The sequence below is a fragment of the Micromonospora sp. NPDC023966 genome, assembly GCF_040639095.1.
Classification (GTDB): Bacteria; Actinomycetota; Actinomycetes; order Mycobacteriales; family Micromonosporaceae; genus Micromonospora.
Genome location: NZ_JBEZZJ010000002.1, coordinates 118646 through 136453, shown reverse-complemented (window position 1 = coordinate 136453; position 17808 = coordinate 118646). Strand labels below are relative to the sequence as shown.

The 17808-nt window shown below is 74.9% G+C and carries 19 protein-coding genes; 6 read left to right on the top strand and 13 right to left on the bottom strand.

Annotation, left to right across the window (positions count from 1 at the left end):
* The first annotated feature begins 23 nt into the window (after positions 1 to 23).
* Positions 24 to 1076 (top strand): sensor histidine kinase, encoded by a 1053-nt coding sequence (locus AB0F68_RS04775; protein ID WP_357333019.1) that lies wholly within the window; start codon positions 24 to 26, stop codon positions 1074 to 1076.
* Here AB0F68_RS04775 and AB0F68_RS04770 read toward each other — a convergent pair.
* The 3 genes from AB0F68_RS04770 to AB0F68_RS04760 all read right to left on the bottom strand — a co-directional run bounded on the left by AB0F68_RS04770 (position 1026) and on the right by AB0F68_RS04760 (position 5342).
* On the bottom strand, positions 1026 to 2321 hold the full coding sequence (locus AB0F68_RS04770; protein ID WP_357333018.1) for a cation:proton antiporter: 1296 nt from the start codon (positions 2319 to 2321) through the stop codon (positions 1026 to 1028). The two genes, AB0F68_RS04775 and AB0F68_RS04770, sit on opposite strands and share 51 nt — an antisense overlap.
* Before the next feature lie 64 nt (positions 2322 to 2385).
* Complete coding sequence (locus AB0F68_RS04765) at positions 2386 to 3147, bottom strand: HAD family hydrolase (RefSeq protein ID WP_357333017.1); 762 nt, start codon at positions 3145 to 3147, stop codon at positions 2386 to 2388.
* 41 nt (positions 3148 to 3188) lie between these two features.
* Positions 3189 to 5342 (bottom strand): SpoIIE family protein phosphatase, encoded by a 2154-nt coding sequence (locus AB0F68_RS04760; protein WP_357333016.1) that lies wholly within the window; start codon positions 5340 to 5342, stop codon positions 3189 to 3191.
* Between the two features lie 199 nt (positions 5343 to 5541).
* On the opposite strand from AB0F68_RS04760, the gene AB0F68_RS04755 reads away from it, so the two are divergent.
* Positions 5542 to 6405 carry a hypothetical protein gene (locus AB0F68_RS04755; RefSeq protein WP_357333015.1) on the top strand — a complete coding sequence of 288 codons (864 nt, stop codon included), beginning with the start codon at positions 5542 to 5544 and terminating at the stop codon, positions 6403 to 6405.
* Positions 6406 to 6461: 56 nt separating this feature from the next.
* On the opposite strand, the gene AB0F68_RS04750 is transcribed toward AB0F68_RS04755, so the two are convergent.
* On the bottom strand, positions 6462 to 6824 hold the full coding sequence (locus AB0F68_RS04750) for a DUF6401 family natural product biosynthesis protein (protein WP_357333014.1): 363 nt from the start codon (positions 6822 to 6824) through the stop codon (positions 6462 to 6464).
* 164 nt (positions 6825 to 6988) lie between these two features.
* Between AB0F68_RS04750 and AB0F68_RS04745 the strand changes: the two genes are divergently transcribed.
* A complete protein-coding gene (locus AB0F68_RS04745; protein ID WP_357333013.1) occupies positions 6989 to 7435 on the top strand; it encodes a hypothetical protein in 447 nt (148 codons plus the stop codon).
* On the opposite strand, the gene AB0F68_RS04740 is transcribed toward AB0F68_RS04745, so the two are convergent.
* Entirely contained in the window at positions 7436 to 7648 is a 213-nt protein-coding gene (locus AB0F68_RS04740) for a hypothetical protein (RefSeq protein WP_357333012.1), read from the bottom strand.
* Positions 7649 to 7825: 177 nt separating this feature from the next.
* Here AB0F68_RS04740 and AB0F68_RS04735 point away from each other — a divergent pair, with 177 nt between their 5' ends.
* Positions 7826 to 9058, top strand: coding sequence for an MFS transporter (locus tag AB0F68_RS04735; protein WP_357333011.1), 1233 nt, complete (start codon positions 7826 to 7828; stop codon positions 9056 to 9058).
* Between the two features lie 42 nt (positions 9059 to 9100).
* Here AB0F68_RS04735 and AB0F68_RS04730 read toward each other — a convergent pair whose 3' ends face one another.
* The 4 genes from AB0F68_RS04730 to AB0F68_RS04715 form a co-directional block, all read right to left on the bottom strand.
* Positions 9101 to 9364, bottom strand: coding sequence for a hypothetical protein (locus tag AB0F68_RS04730; protein ID WP_357333010.1), 264 nt, complete (start codon positions 9362 to 9364; stop codon positions 9101 to 9103).
* A 106-nt stretch (positions 9365 to 9470) separates the two neighbouring features.
* Positions 9471 to 9932, bottom strand: a complete 462-nt coding sequence (locus tag AB0F68_RS04725) for an SRPBCC family protein (RefSeq protein ID WP_357333009.1) — start codon at positions 9930 to 9932, stop codon at positions 9471 to 9473.
* A gap of 54 nt (positions 9933 to 9986) precedes the next feature.
* Entirely contained in the window at positions 9987 to 10403 is a 417-nt protein-coding gene (locus AB0F68_RS04720) for a DUF2795 domain-containing protein (RefSeq protein WP_357333008.1), read from the bottom strand.
* Positions 10404 to 10489: 86 nt separating this feature from the next.
* Positions 10490 to 11467 carry a YihY/virulence factor BrkB family protein gene (locus tag AB0F68_RS04715; RefSeq protein ID WP_357333007.1) on the bottom strand — a complete coding sequence of 326 codons (978 nt, stop codon included), beginning with the start codon at positions 11465 to 11467 and terminating at the stop codon, positions 10490 to 10492.
* A gap of 142 nt (positions 11468 to 11609) precedes the next feature.
* On the opposite strand from AB0F68_RS04715, the gene AB0F68_RS04710 reads away from it, so the two are divergent.
* Complete coding sequence (locus AB0F68_RS04710) at positions 11610 to 12014, top strand: ChaB family protein (protein WP_357333327.1); 405 nt, start codon at positions 11610 to 11612, stop codon at positions 12012 to 12014.
* A 60-nt stretch (positions 12015 to 12074) separates the two neighbouring features.
* On the opposite strand, the gene AB0F68_RS04705 is transcribed toward AB0F68_RS04710, so the two are convergent.
* Complete coding sequence (locus AB0F68_RS04705) at positions 12075 to 13508, bottom strand: aldehyde dehydrogenase family protein (RefSeq protein ID WP_357333006.1); 1434 nt, start codon at positions 13506 to 13508, stop codon at positions 12075 to 12077.
* A 72-nt stretch (positions 13509 to 13580) separates the two neighbouring features.
* Between AB0F68_RS04705 and AB0F68_RS04700 the strand changes: the two genes are divergently transcribed.
* Complete coding sequence (locus AB0F68_RS04700; protein WP_357333005.1) at positions 13581 to 15173, top strand: NAD(P)/FAD-dependent oxidoreductase; 1593 nt, start codon at positions 13581 to 13583, stop codon at positions 15171 to 15173.
* Between the two features lie 173 nt (positions 15174 to 15346).
* Here AB0F68_RS04700 and AB0F68_RS04695 read toward each other — a convergent pair whose 3' ends face one another.
* From AB0F68_RS04695 to AB0F68_RS04685, 3 genes are all read right to left on the bottom strand, one after another.
* On the bottom strand, positions 15347 to 16114 hold the full coding sequence (locus AB0F68_RS04695; RefSeq protein WP_357333004.1) for a polyprenol monophosphomannose synthase: 768 nt from the start codon (positions 16112 to 16114) through the stop codon (positions 15347 to 15349).
* Positions 16115 to 16228: 114 nt separating this feature from the next.
* Entirely contained in the window at positions 16229 to 17230 is a 1002-nt protein-coding gene (locus AB0F68_RS04690) for an SDR family oxidoreductase (RefSeq protein ID WP_357333003.1), read from the bottom strand.
* The gene (locus AB0F68_RS04685) at positions 17227 to 17664 is read right to left on the bottom strand and encodes an SRPBCC family protein (protein ID WP_357333002.1); all 438 of its coding nucleotides are present in this window, start codon (positions 17662 to 17664) and stop codon (positions 17227 to 17229) included. The genes AB0F68_RS04690 and AB0F68_RS04685 overlap by 4 nt, the downstream gene beginning before the upstream one ends.
* Positions 17665 to 17808 lie beyond the last annotated feature (144 nt).

Below are 17808 nucleotides of genomic sequence, written 5' to 3'. Positions count from 1 at the left end.
TTCGTCGGGGAGGTGTACGCGCAGTGAACGGCGCCGGCGGTCGGCCGGGAGACGGCGGGACCGGTCTCGACCGGTCGCCGTTCCCGGACGGTGGGCTGCGCCACGACGCCCTGCTCTACACCCACGACCAGGACTACCTCGCCGCCGTCGGAGAGTTCGTCGAGGCCGGGCGGGCCGCCGGCGAGCCGGTGCTGGTCGCCGTGCCCACCCACCGGCTGCCCCTGGTCCGGCCGCTGCTCGACCCGCTCGACGGTGTCGACCTGGCCGACATGGCGGTGATCGGGCGCAACCCGGCGACCATCATCGCGGCCACGCTGCGCGACCTCGTCCACCGGTTCCCCGGCCGCCGGGTCCGGGTGGTCGGCGAGGCGCTCTGGCCCGGCCGGCGGCCGGCCGCGTACCGGCACTGCGTCGAGCACGAGGTGCTGATCAATCTCGGTCTCGCCGACCAGCCGCTCACCGCGCGCTGCCTGTTCGACCGGTCCCGGCTGCCGGCCGGGGCGCTGGCCGACGTCGCCCGGACCCATCCCCGGCTGGTCAGCGGGGGAGTGGCCCGGCCCAGTGCCGGCTACCGGCCGCCCCGGGCGCTGCTGAGCCGGCTGGCCCGTCCGCTGCCCCCGCCGCCCGGCGGCGCGCTCACCGAGCCGGTCCGGCCGGACCGGCTCGCGGCGCTGCGCGCGACGGTCGCCGCCGTCGCCGAGGCGGCCGGGCTCGCCGCGGAGCGGGTCGACGACCTGCGCATCGCCGTTACCGAGCTGGCCTCCAACGCGCTCACCCACGGCGCCGGACCGGCCGTCGCGCGGTGCTGGGCCGCCGCGGGCGAGCTGGTCTGCGAGGTGACCGGCCCGGGTGAGCTGGCCGATCCGCTGGCCGGCCGGATCCCGCCGCCGCCGGCCAGCGTGCGCGGCCGGGGGCTGCTCCTGGTGCACCGGCTCTGCGACCTGGTGGACGTGCACGTCGCCGACGGGGTGACCACCGTGCGGCTGCGCCTGGAGCTGCCGGCCGCCCGGGTGCCGGCGCCCCGGTCAGCCGCCGACGCCGCCCAGGGCGGGTTCGTCCGTCCGGCCCCGCTCTGAGGGATCCCCGGTCCGTTCGCCCGCCCGGTCCAGCAGCTGCATGACCGGGGTGGCGGCGATCCCGTGCGCCACCACCGAGACCACCACCACCAGGCCGACCGTGGCCCAGACCAGCTCGGCCTGCGGGAACTCCGTCCTGCTGGTGGCGTACGCCAGGTAGTAGAACGAGCCCACGCCGCGGATGCCGAACAGCGAGATCACCCAGTGTTCGGCCGGGCGTCCCGGCGCCCCGCGCAGCGACAGCCAGCCGGCCAGCGGCCGGATCACCAGGACCAGGGCCAGCCCGACCAGCGCCGCCGGCCAGGTCAGCGGGGCGAGCAGGCCGCCGATCACCGCGCCGCCGAAGAGCAGCAGCAACAGCACGGTGAGCAGCCGCTCGACCTGCTCGGCGAAGTCGTGCAGCACGGAGTGGAACTCGTGGGTGCGCTCGGCGGCCCGGATCGCCCGGGCGGCCACGAAGACGGCCAGGAAGCCATACCCGCCGACCACCTCGACCAGCCCGTACGCCAGGAAGGTCGCGGCGAGGGCGAGGAAGCCCTCGGCGTGCCGGGCCAGCCGCAGCTGGCTCGGGGCCCGGAAGAAGAGCTTGCCGAGCAGCCAGCCGATGAGCAGCCCGCCGCCCACCCCGACGGCGAGCTTGTAGAGCACGTCGACGGCGAGCCAGCGGGCCAGCCAGTCCGCCGGCGCGAGGCTGGTGGTGGCGATCGCGATGGCCGCGTACACGAAGGGGAAGGCCAGTCCGTCGTTCAGCCCGGCCTCGGAGGTGAGCGCGAAGCGCACCTCGTCCTCCGAGTCCTCCACGTCGGTCGGCTCGCCCACCTGCACGTCGGAGGCGAGCACCGGGTCGGTCGGGGCGAGCGCGGCGCCCAGCAGCAGGGCCGCGGCCGGCACCAGCCCGGCCCACCACCAACCGAGCAGCGCCACCGCGACGATGCACAGCGGCATGGCGACGGCCAGCAACCGCCAGGTCGACGCCCAGCGCGCCCAGCTCAACGGCCGGTCGATCTTCAGGCCGGCGCCCATCAGCGCGACGATCACGCCGACCTCGGTGAGGTGGGTGGTCAGCTCCGGCCAGCGCAGCGGGTCCGGGGTCGGCAGCCCGGTGGGCAGCAGGAAGACCAGCACGCCCAGGCCGAGGAAGGCGATCGGCATCGACAGCGGCCGGCGTTCCAGCACCCGGGGCAGGATCCCCGCCAGCAGCGCGCCGACGCCCAGCAGGGCGAACGCGACATCGACCGGTTCCACGGCACCACCCTTCCGCCGCGCACCGTGCGGGCAGGTGGTCACCAGTGCCCCGTAGCGGGGTGGGCTATGCCTCCGTGTCCGTCTTCTCCCCGGTGGGACCGGTCACCGTGTCACCGGCCCGGCCCGGGGCGCGAACCGACCTCGCCGGATCGGTGAGGGCGGCGATGGCGCTGTCGGCCAGGCCGTCCAGCAGGCCGGCCGGGTCGTCGTAGACGGCCACCGCGCCCGAGCCCGCCAGCTCGCCGCGGCTGGTGCCGCCGCAGGTCAGACCGATGCACGGGACGTCCAGCTTGCCGGCGGCTGCGACGTCCCAGACCGAGTCGCCGACGAACACCACCCGCTCGGCGGCCAGGCCCGACTGGGCCAGCGCGGCCTCCAGGATGTCCGGCGCCGGCTTGCTCTCCTTCGCGTCGGCCGAGGAGGTGACCGTGTCGATCACGTCGTCCGCGTCGAGGGCGGCCCGGAGGGCGGCCACCTCGTGCTCGGCCGCCGAGGTGGCCAGCACCACCCGCAGCCCGCGGGCAGCGCAGGCGCGCAGCAGGTCCACCGCCCGGGGCAGCGGCGCCAGCCGCTCCCAGTACTCGGCGTACAGGGCGTCGTGCGTGTCGCGCAGCTTGCCGTCCGCGTCCCGGTCCCGCTCGGCCCCGAGCAGGTGGTCGAGGAGCTTGTCCGAACCCATCCCGATGGCCCGGTGGATCCGCGCCATCGGCACCCGGTGGTCACCCTGGCGGAGCGCCTCCCACCAGCTCACCGTGTGCAGGTACGTGGTGTCGACCAGGGTGCCGTCCACGTCGAAGAGGACGCCGCAGCGGTTGTCGTCAGGCATGGCTCCCCTTCTACCCGCCCGGGCCGCCGCCGACGCGCGACTCACCCGGCGGGGATGAGGATTTCGAACCAGACCGTCGAGCCGCGCACCGTGGGGTCGGTGCCCCAGGCGTCGCTCAGCTCCTCGATCAGCCCGAGCCCGCGCCCGCGGCTGCTCAGCGTGTCGGTCTGCGCCCGGGTCACCTGCCCGCGGGTGCCGGAGTCGGCGACCGAGACCAGCAGCCGCTCGGCGCTCAGGTCGATCTCGACCCGGGCGGCGGTGCCGGCGTGCAACAGGGCGTTGGTGGTCAGCTCGCTGGTGCAGAGCACCGCCGCGCCGACCACCGCCTCGGGTACCTGCCAGTCGGTGAGCTGGGCGGTCATCCAGTGCCGGACCCGGCTCGGCGCGGTCGGCTCCGCCGGCACCTCCATGCTGGCCGACCGGCTCGGCTTCACCGCGTGCTCCACCGCCAGCACGGCCACGTCGTCCTCGGTGGCGCCCGGCACGGCGGCGGTCGCCACCGCGCAGAGCGCCCGCGGGTCGCCGCTGCTCGCGGCGGTCACCGCCGTGCCGAGCCCGGCCAGCCCGGCGGTGAGGTCCTGCCAGCGCCGCTCGACCACCCCGTCACTGAACAGCAGCAGGGTGTCGCCGGGGCGGAACGGCACGGTGACCGTCCGCGGACGGCCGCCCAGGCCCAGCGGCGGCGCGGGCGGCACCTCGACGTACTCGGCGACCGGCTCGCCCTCGGGCGGGCAGCGCCGGATCAGCGGCGCGGGGTGGCCGGCGCTGGCCAGCGTGATCCGCTCCCGGTCGGCCTCGACCACCCCGAACACCACGGTGACGAAGAGCTCGTGGGTGCCGCCCTCGACGCCCAGGCTGGCGACCAGCCGGTCCAGCCCGCCGAGCACCGCGTCCGGCCGGGGGTCGGAGAGGGCCAGCGCGCGCAGCGCGGCGCGTACCTGGCCCATCCGGGCGGCGGCCTGCACGTCGTGCCCCGCCACGTCGCCGAGCACCACGCCGAGCGCGCCGGTGGGCAGCACGAACGCGTCGTAGAAGTCGCCGCCGGCCGCGTTGCCGTCGACGCCGGGGTCGTAGCGGGCGGCGATCCGCAGCCGGGGCAGGTCGGGCAGCTGTTCCGGGAGCATGCTGCGTTGCAGCAGCTGGGCGGTGCCGTGCTGGGTCTCGAAGCGGCGGGCCCGCTCGGCGGCCTGGCCGACCAGCTCCGCCGAGGCGGCGAGCAGCGCCCGCTCCGCGGGCGACCAGGGGTGCGCGGCCTGGTAGCCGACGGTGAGCGCGCCGCGGATCACCGTCGAGCGCAGCGGCAGCGAGGCGATCGCCCGGATCTTCTCGTCGTGCCGGTCCGCCGCGGTGTCCCGCAGCGGCTGGCCGTCGGAGACGAAGGACGACACGCCGCTGCGCGCGGTGACCACGATCGGGACGGCCGAGTCGGCGGGCTGCCGCCGCCACAGCGGCGGCAGCCGCTCGTCGGCCTCGTCCAGCAGCTCACCCCGGACCCGGCGGACCATCCGCCAGGCGGAGCCCTCGTCGACCAGGAACGAGACCCGGTCGGCGTCGAAGGAGTGCAGGCAGTAGCGCAGCGTGACCCGGGCGACGTCGTCCAGGGTGAGGGTGCCGGAGAGCGCGGCCGCGAAGTCGCTCAGGCTCTGCAACTGCCGGGTGACCTGGGTGGTCTGGGCGGCCACGGTGAGCACGCCGATGATCCGGCCGGTGGAGTCGCGGACCGGGGAGTAGCCGCGGGTGAACACCGCCGGCTCGGCGGGACCGGTGCCGTGCCGGTCGACCGGCAGCACCGCCTCCCGCTCCAGGTAGGGCTCGCCCCGCCGGTAGACCCGGCTGACCACCTCGCCGGCGATCGGGTCGTGCCAGAGGTCGGCGAACACCTCGGCCGCCGGCCGGCCGAGCGCCGCCGGGTGCCGCTCGCCGATCAGCTCCGCGTACCCGTCGTTGTAGAGCAGGACCAGGTCCTCGCCGTAGAGCAGCGCCATCGGCACCGGCGAGGCCAGCACCAGGTCGACCACGGCGCGTACCGCCGGGTCCCAGCCCTCTGGTGGGCCGAGCGGTGTGTCCGCCCACGGGTGGGCCAGGACGATGGCCGCGCCCGACCCGGTGGCGCCCGACCCGGTGGCGCCCGACCCGGCGGGCGCTCCCGGGGTGGGGGCAGATGGCGTGGGGACCCGCCCGACGGTGCCTGGCATGACCGCAGCCTAACCGGAGCCTGGCTGTCAGGTTTCCATCAGCCGCGCGCGTCGACCGCCGGCCGGTCCCGGAGCGGGTGCCAGGGCAGGTCACGGCCGGTTCGGCCGGGCATGTCGGGAAATTGGCGGGGTCGGCCCGGCGTGCTGCCGAAACCACCGGGTATGCGGGCGGCGCAGTTCACGCGACAGGAGGGACAACATGCCGAAAACCCTCGCGGTCGGGCAGGCCGACATCGGTGACGCCCTGACCGATTTCTGGAGGTCGGTGCTGCTCTTCATCCCGAGGGCCATCGCGTTCATCGCGATCCTCGTGGTGGGCTGGCTCATCGCCCGAGCCGTCCTCAAAATCGTGGACGCGGCACTGGAACGGGTGGGATTCGACCGGGCCGTCGAACGCGGCGGCATCAAACGCGCGCTCGAACGCACCAGGTACGACGCCAGCGACATCCTGGCCAAGTTGGCCTACTACGCGGTCCTGCTGTTCACCCTGCAGTTCGCCTTCGGGGTGTGGGGACCCAACGCGATCAGTGACCTGATCCGCGGCATCGTCTCGTGGCTGCCGCGGGCCTTCGTGGCGATCGTCATCGTGGTCATCGCCGCGGCCATCGCCAACGCGGTCCGGGACCTCGTCTCGGGCGCGCTCGGCGGGCTCTCGTACGGCCGGGTGCTGGCCGACCTGGCGGCGGTCTTCATCCTGGCGCTCGGCGTGATCGCCGCGCTGAACCAGGTGGGCATCGCCACCACGGTCACCACGCCGGTGCTCATCGCGTTCCTCGGCACGATCGCCGGCATCCTGGTGGTCGGCGTCGGGGGTGGTCTCATCAAGCCGATGCAGGCCCGCTGGGACGGGTGGCTCAACCGGGCCGCCGAGGAGTCCCGGGCGTTCAAGGAGCAGCGCCAGGCGCAGGGCGCCGGTCGCAGCGACTACGAGCGGCAGATGGCCGACCGGGGCGGCCAGCCCACACCGGTCATGCCGCAGTCGTCGATGTCCGGCGCGCAGGGCACGTACCAGTCCGGCAACGTGGGCGACGAGACCCAGCAGTTCCGCCGGCCGAACGGCTGAGGAGAACAGGGCGAGGAGGGTGTCCGCGGGCGATCGCGGGCGCCCTCCGCCGTGTCTCAGGCCAGGTCGCGGGGGTCCAGCGCGCGGGTCAGCAGGCAGACCGCGAGCAGGCGGGTGAGCAGCCAGTCCGGCTCCGACCAGTCGATCGGCTCGACCGGCGGCTGCCAGCCGTTCTCCCGCGCCGCGTCGCGCACCCCCTCGGCGTAGCCGGCGAGCGCCGCCACGGTCAGCGGGCGGCGGTCGCCGTCCAGGCTGTCGCGGACGGCCGCGGCGTGCTGGTCGACCGCGGCCAGCAGGCCGGGGTTGGCGGCAGCCGCGGCCAGGCCGGCGGTGCCGACGGCAGCGGTGAGCGTGGTGAGGCTGGACCTCGCGGCCACCGCCGCGGAACGGGTCGCCACCCGGTTGTTCGGCACGCGCATGGTGACCGAGGCTAGTCCCGCCGCGAGCGGGCCGACCTCGGCCGACCGGCCGATGCCCGGGTCGTCCGGGCGACGGCCGGCCTCGCCCGCCGGGATTGAGCGGCGCGTCCGGGGGCAGAAGGGAAACCGCGCAGACCGCGCAGCCGACCCCGCGGAGGAACGGAATGGGACAGCAGGCCGACGGACCGGACCAGGCGCACCGCCGGCCGGCGGGCGTGAGTGACGCCACGGTCGAGGCCCTGGGCAAGCTCAGCGAGGCGCTGGAGTGCGTCGAGCGGGTCCGCGGGCACCTCTACTCGCTGCACCAGCTGATCGGGCACGCCGACCTGATGCTCGATGACGCCGTGGCGCTGTTCCGCTCCGCCGGGCACCCGCAGCTCGCCGAGCGGATCGAGAAGGACCTGCTCGGCCGCAACGTCATCGCGGGACGCTGGACCTTCCAGATCGTCGAGGACTTCGACGACGGCTACTACGCGCTCTTCCGGGAGCTGGACCGGGAGGCCCGCGACGAGCTGGTCGGTGGCCGGCGACACCTCTACGAGGCGGAGATGAAGGAGCGCCGCCGCAGCCCGGGGCGGCCGGGGCACGAGGCGCGCCCCGCCGAGGGCTGATCAGTCGGAGGAGCGGGCCTGCGCCGGGCGGCGGCGCGCGCCGTCGTCGGCGATGATCACGGTCGCCACCATGAGCGCCACCACGAGGCTGAACAGCCAGGAGCTATCGTCGACCAGTTTGGCGGCGACGGGCGCCTGGATCGCGGCGAGCAGGAAGCCGAGCCACGCCAGGCGGCGCTGACGCTGGGAGAGGAAACCGGAGCCCTGTTGCATCCCGAAAGTCTTACGCGGGGTGGGGGCATCGCCGTCAGCCGTTCGGCCGATTCTGGATGGGCTGTCCGTTTTACCGGCCGTCCGTATCTTCCTTTTTGTCCTTTCGGCTGAGCATCAGGTCACCGCCGCCGCACCCGGTCCGCCGGCACGGGTGCGGGCTGGGCAGGATGGGCTCTCGTGGCCCGCGCCCCCGCCCCGCCCCGCCCGGCCCTGCTGCTCCTGGCCTACCTCGCCTTCGTCAGCCTGGGGCTGCCCGACGGCCTGATCGGGGTCGGCTGGCCGTCGATCCGGCTGGACCTGGACGTGCCGACCGAGGCGGTCGGGGTGGTCCTCACCGCGGGCACGGTGGCCTACCTGACCTCCAGCGTGCTCGCCGGGTTCACCCTGGCCCGGCTCGGCGTCGGCTGGCTGCTCGCCGGCAGCACCCTGCTGGCCGGCGTCGCCCTGACCGGGTACGCGTCCACCCCCGCGCTCGCCGTCATGGTCGGCTTCGCGCTGGTGCTCGGGCTCGGATCCGGGGCGATCGACGCCGGGCTCAACGCGTACGCGGCCGCCGCCTTCGGCCCCCGGCACATGAACTGGATGCACGCGTTCTTCGGGCTCGGCGTGGCGATCGGGCCCCTGATCATGACCGGGGTGCTCGGTGCCGGGCTGAGCTGGCGGTGGGGGTACGCGCTGGTGGCCGTCGCACAGCTCGCCCTGGCCACCGCGTTCGCGCTCACCGTGCGGCTGTGGCGGGGCGGCCCGCCGGCCGGCGCGACCCTGCCGCCCGACCCGATCGCCCCACAGGTGGTGCCCGGCGAGCCCGCCGGCGCGGCTGCGCGGCGGGCCTCGATCGGCGCGACGCTGCGGCTGCCGGCCGTCTGGCTCGGCGGGGCCGCCTTCGCCGTCTACGTGGCGATCGAGGTGTCCACCGGGCTCTGGGCGTTCCTGCTGCTCACCGAGGGGCGCGGGCTATCCGCCGCGCTCGCCGGGCTCTGCGTCTCCGGCTATTGGGGCAGCCTCTTCGTGGGGCGGGTGGTGCAGGGGGTGGTGGCGGAGCGTCTCGGCACCGCCCGCGTGCTGCGGGGGAGTCTGCTCGGCATGGCCGGGGGAGCGGTGCTGATCGCGCTGCCCGCCCCGGGCTGGGTCACCGTCGCCGGCCTGCTGGTGGTGGGCTTCGCGGCCGCGCCGGTCTTCCCGCTGCTCACCCTGACCACCGCGGAACGGGTGGGCCGCGACCACGCGGACCGGACCATCGGCCTCCAGATCGGCGCGGCCGGCCTCGGCGCCGCCCTCGTGCCGGCCGCGGTGGGGGTGCTGCTGGCCCGGGTCTCGGTGGCCACGCTCGGCCCGACGCTGGTGGCGCTCGCGTTGGCGCTCATCGCCCTGCACGCCGCCGGCGCCCGCCGGGGTCGCCCGGATTCCTGAGCGACCACCGACCGCGCGTCCTCCGGGCTCCCGGAGGACGGCTCACATGGTGTCCGGGCTGGTCCGGCCGGTGGTCGACGGCCGGTACGCCCGGTCGGCGTCGGTCATCTCCCGCCGCTCGGCCTCCGGGCCGGCGCCCCGGTCCACCGCCTCCGGCCCGTGGCCGAACGCGGCCTCCTCGCCGGCGTCGTTGCCGGTGACATCGTCCGCCTGCCCGTCGAGGGTCGACCGGGCGATGGCCCGGTCCAGCTCGCGCAGGGGAGTGCGTTCCTCGTCGCGCCACACGTGGCTGTCATTGTCGGTCATTCCCCTGCGGTACCCGGGCCGGATGATCGCAAACGGCCCCCGGACGCGGCGATGGCCGCCGGAACACCGGCGGCCATCAGGGTTCGCGTACCCGGGGGTCGGCGACTCAGGGAGTCGGCCGGTCGACCTTGCCGCGCCAGGCGCCGGTCTCCTGACCGCGCCGCTCGATGAACGTCTTGAACCGCGCCAGGTCTCCCTTGGCCCGGCGGTCCACCACGCCCAACTTGTCGCCGGCCTTCTCGACCATGCCCTGCGGCTCGAACTCCAGCTGCAGGGTGACCCGGGTGTTCCCCTCGTCCAGGCGGTGGAAGGTCACCACACCGGCCTGCTCGGTGCCCCCGGTGGAGCGCCAGGCCACCCGCTCGTCGGGCAGCTGCTCGGTGATCTCGGCGTCGAACTCGCGCTTCACGCCGGCGATCTCCACCGTCCAGTGGGTCATCGTGTCGGAGAGCTGTCGGACCTCCTGGACACCCTCCATGAAGTGCGGAAACTCCTCGAACTGCGTCCACTGGTCATAGGCGGTGCGGACCGGGACGGCCACGTCCACGTGTTCCATAACGCCGCTCATGTCAGTCTTCCTCCTGTCCGCCGGTGTCTGCTCCCGGACCGTGGGCCGGTCCGCTCACCAGCGCGTCGTCTCGTTCTTGTGCCCGAGCGCGGCCCACACCTCGGAAACCGTCTGGTAACGGGTGCCCTCGGGCAGGCTCTGCAGCGCCGCCACGATGTCGTCCGGCGCCTCGTTCTCCCGGGCGTTGGCCACCAGCGTCTCCCGGTCGCCCGGCAGGGCGGACATCGTGATGAACCGGCCGAGGCGGCTGCGGCCCTCCACGTCCTCCGAGCTCATCCCCTTCGGGGCGCCGGTGCGCAGCTCGCCCGCCGGGGCCGTGGTGGCCTCGGGCTGGTCCTCCCCGGCCGGTTCCGGCACGCGGTGCTCCTCCACCCGGGAGCCTCCGGTGCCCGGCCCCTGGATCAGGCCATTCACCTCGCTGCTCATCTGCTCGTCGAGCCTGGGTGAGTGCTTGCTGCTGGCACGTTCCATGCCCACAGACATGCCCGAGAGGGCCGCCGGTAAACCGACGGCGGCTGGCCGAGCCGGTCATCGCCCCCCGAATCGGGCGAAGCCGGTCAGGAATCGGCCGGGGCGCGGGGCGCCAGCACCGGCTCGCCCGGATCCTCGACGCCGGCCTGCATCACCCGGCCCCGCTGGAGTTCCGCGTTGACCTGCACGCCGAGCATGAGCGCGCAGTTCGACAGGTAGAGCCAGACCAGGAAGGCGATGACCGCGCCCAGGCTGCCGTAGGTCACGTCGTACGAGCCGAAGTTGGCCACGTAGAGGCCGAAGCCGAAGGAGGCCACCACCCAGGCCAGCAGGGCCAGCGCGCCGCCCGGGGTGAGCCAGCGGAACCGGGGCTGCCGGACGTTCGGTGCGATCCAGAACAGCAGCGACAGCAGCATCATCGCCACCAGCGCGAGCACCGGCCACTTCGTCACCGTCCACACCGTGCGGGTCAGCCCGCCGGCGTGCAGCCGGTCGCCCACGAAGTCGGTGACCGGGCCGCTGACGATCAGCCCCAGCGCCACCACGGCGAGCAGCACGAGCGACACCGCGGCGAGCCCGATCTGCAGCGGCCGCAGCCGGTAGAACGGCCGCCCCTCCTCGACCCCGTAGATCGCGTTGGAGGCCCGGGTGAACGCGCCGATGAAGCCGGACGCCGACCAGAGGGCGCCGAGCAGACCGAAGCTGAGCAGCACCTTCGCCGAGCCCCGCTGCTCGACCACGTTGCGCACCACGGTGACGAAGGCGTCGTTGCCCACCACCGAGCCGGCCCCGATCTCGCGGGCCAGGTCGATCACGGTGTCCACCGTGCGCGGCCCGTCGGAGACCAGCCCGACCAGGGCGACCACCACGATGGTGGAGGGGAAGAGCGCCAGCACGCCGTAGTAGGTCAGCGCCGCGGCCCAGTCGGCGCAGTTGTCCTTGACGAAGTTGCGCCCGCTGCGGAACAGCACCCCGCGCCAGGTCGCCCAGCTCAACTGGCGTACCCGGCGGGGGATCCGGGCCCGCTGCCGGCCACCGGCTGCCGCGTCCGTCGTCGCCGTCATGACCGCCTCCTCCGCGTGCCGGGCGCACCACCGGCACGTGGCCCGGCGGTACCCCGGCCGGCAAATCGACAAACCGGGTGCCGGTTTGTGCTTCGGACCGGCGGGAACGAGTAGGGAATCCATGCAGACGGAGGAGGACGAGATGCCCGGGCGCGAGGTACTGCCCAGCACGCTGCGGCGCTCCCCGGCGAAGGCGCAGCGAACCTGGGAGAAGACGCACGACTCGGCGGTCGAGACGTACGGCGAGGGGGAGCGGGCGCACCGCACCGCCTTCGCCGCGGTGAAGCACGAGTACGAGAAGGTCGGCGACCACTGGGAGCCGAAGGGGCGTAAGGGCCCGAGCGACCGGCAGGCGGCCGGCGGCGGCCCGGCCCGGCGGGCACCCACGGCCGGCGGGGTGGACGCCAACGCCAAGAAGGAGCACCTCATGGAGGTGGCCAAGAAGCTCGACGTGCCGGGCCGGTCCCGGATGACCAAGCCGGAGCTGGTCAAGGCGATCGAGAAGGCGAACAACAACGCCACCCGCGAGGCCCGCGGCGGCCGCTGACCGGCCGGCGACGACACCGGAGCCCGGGACGGCGCAGGTCCCGGGCTCCCGTCGGCTCGCTCACCAGTGGCCGCCGCCCGGAGCCTCGATGTGCACCGCCTTCGTCGTGCTGAACTCATCGAGCAGCTCCGGGCCGTACCCGAAACCCTGGCCGCTGCCGCGGCGCGGCTGCGCGGCACCACCCGGCGCGCCCCCGAACACCGCGTTGACCTTGACGGTGCCCACCGGCAGCTCCCGCCAGGCCCGGTGGGCGTGGCTCATCGAGCCGGTCAGCACCGTGGCCGCCAGCCCGTACGGGGAGTCGGCCGCGCAGCGCAGCCCCTCGCTGAACGAGTCGACCACGACCACCGGGGCGACCGGCCCGAAGGTCTCCTCGCGGACCAGCGTCATCTCGTGCCGGCAGTCGCTGACCACCGTCGCCGGGTAGAACGCGCCCGGTCCGTCCGGCACGGCGCCGCCGGTGCGCAACCGCGCCCCCTCGGCCACCGCCGCGGTGACCTGCCCGTGCACGTGGTCCCGGTGCCGCCGGTCGACCAACGGCCCGAGCTGGGTCCCCGGGTCCCGCCCCGGGCCCACGGCGAGCTCCTCGGCCCGCTCGACCAACGCGTCGACGAAGTCCTCGGCCACGTCCCGGTGCACGTAGATCCGCTCCACCGCGACGCAGATCTGCCCGGCGTTGGCGAAGCAGCCCAGCGCCGCCTGCTCGGCCGCCCAGACCGGATCCACGTCCGCGTCCACGACCAGGGGGTCGCTGCCGCCGTTCTCCAGCAGCACCTTCGCGCCGGTCCGGGCCCCGGCGGCCGCGATCGCCCGGCCGGTGGCGGTGGAGCCGACGTGGGCGACCACGTCCACCTCCTGGCCGGCCAGCGCCGCGCCCACCTCCGCGCCACCGGTGAGCAGCGACAGCACCCCGGCCGGCAGCGCCGAGTCCAGGGCCCGGGCGAGCAGCCAGCCGGTCGCCGGGGTGCGCTCGCTCGGCTTGTAGAGCACCACGTTGCCGGTGACCAGGGCCGCGCCGAGCAGGCCGCAGGAGACCGCCACCGGGTCGTTCCAGGGGGTGATCGCGGCGACCACGCCGCGCGGTTCGGGGGCCATGAAGTCCAGGGCAGACGGGGCGCCGTGCAGGGTCCGCCCGCCCCGCACCGGGCCGAGTTCGGCGTACTGTCGCAGGGTGCCGATGCCCGCCGCCACGCCACCGCGCGCGTCGTCCAGCGGCTTGCCCATCTCCGCCGTGGTGGCCTGCGCCAACTCGTCGGCGGCGGCCTCGACCGCGTCCGCCGCGCGGTGCAGCGCCGCCGCCCGTTCCGCCGGAGCGGTCCCCGCCCACTCCGCCGCCGCGCCCCGGGCGGCCTCGACCGCCTTGGCCACCTCGTCCGCCGTCGCCACCGGCACGGTGGTCACCGGGGAGCCGTCGGCCGGATCGTGTACGACCAGCTCGCCCCCCGCACCACCGGCACCCCAGACTCCACCTATGAGCTGCGCAACCGTGTACATGCGGCAGTGGATGCCCCGCCCCCGGCCCGGCAAACGCGTTTCGCCCGGTAACCGGACGGGTAGGCGGATCGGATGATTTCCACCGCGGACGCCGTCGTCATCGGGGCCGGGCACAACGGGCTGGTGGCCGCGAACCTGCTGGCGGACGCGGGCTGGGACGTGCTGGTGCTGGAGGCCACCCAGGTCCCCGGCGGGGCGGTCCGCTCCGCGGAGGTGACCGCCCCCGGCTACCTGAGCGACCTCTACAGCTCCTTCTACCCCCTCGGCTACGCCTCCCCGGTGCTGCGCGACCTGGGCCTGGAGCGGCACGGGCTGTCCTGGACCCACGCCCCGGACGTGCTGGCCCACCTGCTTCCGGACGGCCGCGCGGCCGTGGTCAACCGGGACCTGGACGTCACCGCGGCCTCGCTGGAGGCGTTCGCCCCCGGCGACGGCGACCGCTGGCGGCACGCGTACGCGGACTGGTGCCAGGTGGCCGAGCCGATGCTGGACACCATCACCAGTCCGTTCCCGCCGGTGCGGGGCGGGCTGACCCTGCTGCGCCGGCTCAAGGTCTCCGGCGCGCTGCGGCTGGCCCGCCGGCTCGTGGTACCGGTACGCAAGCTCGGCGACGAACTCTTCGCCGGCGAGGGCGGTCCGGCGCTGCTGGCCGGCTGCGCACTGCACACCGACCTGTCCCCCGAGGAGGCCGGCTCCGGGGTGTACGGCTGGCTGCTCGCCATGCTCGGCCAGCAGGTCGGCTGGCCGGTGCCGATCGGCGGCGCGCAGAAGATCACCGACGCGCTGGTGGCCCGGCTGGTCGAGCGCGGCGGCCGGATCGAGTATGGCGCCCGAGTCGACCGGGTGCTGACCGCCCGGGGCCGGGCCATGGGGGTTCGCACCGCCGGCGGCGCCGACTGGCGGGCCCGGCGGGCGGTGCTCGCCGACGTCCCCGCCCCGGCGCTCTACCTGGACCTGGTCGGCCCGGCGGCGCTGCCGCCCCGGCTGGTCGAGGACCTCGCGCACTTCCAGTGGGACGGCTCCACGGTCAAGGTGGACTGGGCGCTGTCGGCGCCGGTGCCGTGGAAGAACCGGGCGGTGGCCGGCGCCGGCACCGTGCACCTCGGCGCCGATCTGAACGGGCTCACCGCGTACGCGGGGGAGCTGGCCCGCGGCGAGCTGCCCCGGCACCCGTTCCTGCTGCTGGGACAGATGTCGGTGGCCGACCCGAGCCACTCCCCGCCGGGCACCGAGTCGCTGTGGTCGTACACCCACCTGCCGTTCCGCCGGCACTGGCGGGCCGAGGAGATCACCGGGCACGTGACACGGATGGAGGAGGTGCTGGAGGAGGCCGCCCCGGGTTTCCGCTCGCTCATCGTCGGGCGGCACGTGGCCGGCCCGGCCGACCTGGAGGCCGCCGAGCCGAGCCTGGTCGGCGGCGCGGTGGGCGGCGGCACCGCGGCCGCGTACCAGCAGCTCTTCCTGCGGCCGATCCCCGGCCTGGGCCGCGCGGACACCCCGGTGGACCGGCTCTTCCTGGCCAGCGCCTCGGCGCACCCCGGCGGCGGGGTGCACGGCGCGCCCGGCGCGAACGCGGCCCGGGCCGCCCTGGCCCGCGACCGGGCGCTCACCGGCGACCTGTACGCGGGCGTGATCGGCGCGGCCCACCGCACGGTCTACCGCTGACCCGATCGCCGGGCCGTTCGCGCGCGGCTGCCGGCCGCCCGGGGTGGCGCACCCCGTTCGCGCCCGGCCCGACCGAAAGCCGGCGCCGCGTTGTGGTGGCCTGATGACAAAGCCTCACGCTGCGTCATCATGACGCAGCGTGAGGCCAAGTCGGTGCGGAGGCGGCGGTGGGGTCAGCTGTCCAGGTTGCGGTGCCGGGTGCGCAGCTTGAACGGCATCAGCGCGCTCTCGATCTTGGTGGCGGTCGTCATCTTCGAGGCGCCCTCGCGGCGCTCCTCGAAGCGGATCGGCACCTCCAGGATGGTGTGCCCCAGCTTGGTGGCCAGGTAGTGCATCTCCACCTGGAAGCTGTAGCCGTTGGACTGCACCCGCTGCAGGCCGATGTCGCGCAGCGCGTCGGCCCGCCAGATCTTGAAGCCGGCGGTCAGGTCGCGGATGCGTACCCGCAGCAGGGTGTGCACGTAGAGGTTGGCCCAGCCGCTGAGCGCGCGGCGGTAGAGCGGCCAGTTCTCGTCCAGTTCGCCGCCCGGCACGTAGCGCGAGCCGATGACCACGCCGGCCTGGGTGGAGAGCAGGGCGCCGAGCATGCCGGGCAGCGCCTCCGGCGGGTGGGACATGTCGGCGTCCATCTGCGCGACGTACTCCGCGCCGTCGTCGAGCGCCCGCCCGATGCCGTCCACGTACGCCCGGCCGAGACCCTCCTTGCCCGGGCGGTGCACCACCGTCACCCGGTCCGGGTGCTCGATGGCCAGCTTGTCGGCGACCTCCCCGGTGCCGTCCGGGGAGTTGTCGTCCGCGACGAGCACCTTCAGCCCCGGCAGCGGCAGCGCGAGGAGGCGCTCGACCAGCACCGGGAGGTTGCCCGCCTCGTTGTAGGTCGGAACGACGACGGTCAGGCGTGCGTCGCGCCACGGAGAGGGCAACTGCACGGGTTCGATCATCACGGACATCCTCGGTCGGCCGACAGGTTCACCTGAGAGGGTAGCCAGTCCTCTCCGCGCGGTCCGCACAGACGCCCGCCCGGCGGATTCCGGGACGTCCGCCGCTGCGGACGGTCAGCGTAGCCGCCGGGCCAACCCGCCGGCCGCCATCGCCAGCCCGCCGAGCGCCAGCACGGACACCGCGGGCTTGTGCGTGCTCACCCAGAGTGCGGCCGAGTGCCGGCGGGCCTGGTCGGCGAACACCCCCTCGGCGCCCCGGTCCCGCTCGTCGTCGCCCGGCCGGTCCAGGTTGTCGCGCCAGGCCGCCCGGTCGATCGGGGCGTCGGTCTGCTGGCTGTCGTAACCGTCCCGGGCCAGCTTCCGGTCCAGCAGGCCGGGGAAGAGGACGTTGCCGAGCCGGGCCCTCCAGGTCGGGCCCCCGACGTTCAGCTCGCGCGGCCCGTGGTCGGCGGCCCAGAGCACCGCCCGCGCGGCCACCTCCGGCGCGAAGATCGGCGGCACCGGCTGCGGATGCCGGGGCAGCCGGGTGCGTACCCAGGAGAACTGGGGGGTGTTGACGGCCGGAAGTTGCACCATCGTCAGCTTCACCCCGGGGCAGTCGTGCAGCAGCTCGGCCCGGAGCGAGTCGTTGAAGCCCTGCACCGCGTGCTTGCTCGCGCAGTACGCCGACTGCAACGGGATGCCCCGGTAGGCCAGCGCCGAGCCGACCTGCACGATCGCCCCGCGGCCGTGGGCGCGCATGTGGCGCAGCGCGGCCAGGGTGCCGTGCACGGTGCCCAGGTAGTTGACCTCGGTGACCCGGCGGAACTCGGCGGCGGTGATCTCCCAGGCCGGCGCGAAGACCGAGACCATCGCGTCGTTGATCCAGACGTCCAGCCCGCCGTAGTGGTGCACCGCGTCGTCGGCGGCCCGCTGCACCGCGCCCGCGTCGGCGACGTCCACCTCGTAGGTGCGCACGTCGGCGGCGCCGAGCCGGCGGCAGTCCCGCTCGGCGGCGGCCAGCCCGGCCGCGCCCCGGGCCAGCAGGGCAAGTTGGGCGCCGCGCGCCGCGTACGCCCGGGCCACCGCGCGACCCACGCCCGCGCTCGCCCCGGTGATGGCCACCCGCTGCGTCACTGGTCCACCTTCTGCCGGGTGGCGATGTCGGAGAGTCGGCGCAACGTCTCCTTGTTCCGCTGGTGCAGCAGCAGGTCGTTGAGCTTGTTCCGGACCCAGCGCAGCGGCCCTGCGGCGAACTCCTCGCCGATGGTGACCCGGGTCCGGCCGCCGTCCAGCGGCTCCAGCCGGAACACCACGATCGCCTCGCCGGCCGGCCACAGCCCGGCGCGCACCACGAACTTGTGCGGGGCGTCGCACTCCAGCACCGTCGAGGTGTCCTGGAGCGAGAGCGGCCACGGGCCCGCCTTGTGGTGCAGCTGGCTGCCCACCCGGGGCCAGGAGTCGTCCACGCCCCGGACGTGCACCGTGCCGACGACCCAGTCGCTGTACGTCCACCCGTCGGCGAGCACGGCGAACACCTGCTGCGGGGACGCGTCGATCACTTTCTCCACAACCGCCACCGCAACCCCATACCCCCGCCCGGACCACCGCTAACAGCGGCCGGGTTAGCTTCTCTCCGGCGGCGGGTAACGCCGGACCGGGCCGGCGCGAGCGGGGTTGCGGACCGGCCGTACGGCACCGGCGGAGGCGGCTCC

Coding starts and splice junctions, on each gene's coding strand:
- AB0F68_RS04745 (WP_357333013.1), top strand. CDS start 6,989: ATGGGACAGCAGGCCGACGGACCGGACCAGGCGCACCGCCGGCCGGCG.
- AB0F68_RS04705 (WP_357333006.1), bottom strand. CDS start 13,508: ATGTACACGGTTGCGCAGCTCATAGGTGGAGTCTGGGGTGCCGGTGGT.
- AB0F68_RS04740 (WP_357333012.1), bottom strand. CDS start 7,648: ATGCAACAGGGCTCCGGTTTCCTCTCCCAGCGTCAGCGCCGCCTGGCG.
- AB0F68_RS04710 (WP_357333327.1), top strand. CDS start 11,610: ATGCCCGGGCGCGAGGTACTGCCCAGCACGCTGCGGCGCTCCCCGGCG.
- AB0F68_RS04730 (WP_357333010.1), bottom strand. CDS start 9,364: ATGACCGACAATGACAGCCACGTGTGGCGCGACGAGGAACGCACTCCC.
- AB0F68_RS04695 (WP_357333004.1), bottom strand. CDS start 16,114: ATGATCGAACCCGTGCAGTTGCCCTCTCCGTGGCGCGACGCACGCCTG.
- AB0F68_RS04725 (WP_357333009.1), bottom strand. CDS start 9,932: ATGAGCGGCGTTATGGAACACGTGGACGTGGCCGTCCCGGTCCGCACC.
- AB0F68_RS04755 (WP_357333015.1), top strand. CDS start 5,542: ATGCCGAAAACCCTCGCGGTCGGGCAGGCCGACATCGGTGACGCCCTG.
- AB0F68_RS04750 (WP_357333014.1), bottom strand. CDS start 6,824: ATGCGCGTGCCGAACAACCGGGTGGCGACCCGTTCCGCGGCGGTGGCC.
- AB0F68_RS04720 (WP_357333008.1), bottom strand. CDS start 10,403: ATGGAACGTGCCAGCAGCAAGCACTCACCCAGGCTCGACGAGCAGATG.
- AB0F68_RS04765 (WP_357333017.1), bottom strand. CDS start 3,147: ATGCCTGACGACAACCGCTGCGGCGTCCTCTTCGACGTGGACGGCACC.
- AB0F68_RS04715 (WP_357333007.1), bottom strand. CDS start 11,467: ATGACGGCGACGACGGACGCGGCAGCCGGTGGCCGGCAGCGGGCCCGG.
- AB0F68_RS04700 (WP_357333005.1), top strand. CDS start 13,581: ATGATTTCCACCGCGGACGCCGTCGTCATCGGGGCCGGGCACAACGGG.
- AB0F68_RS04760 (WP_357333016.1), bottom strand. CDS start 5,342: ATGCCAGGCACCGTCGGGCGGGTCCCCACGCCATCTGCCCCCACCCCG.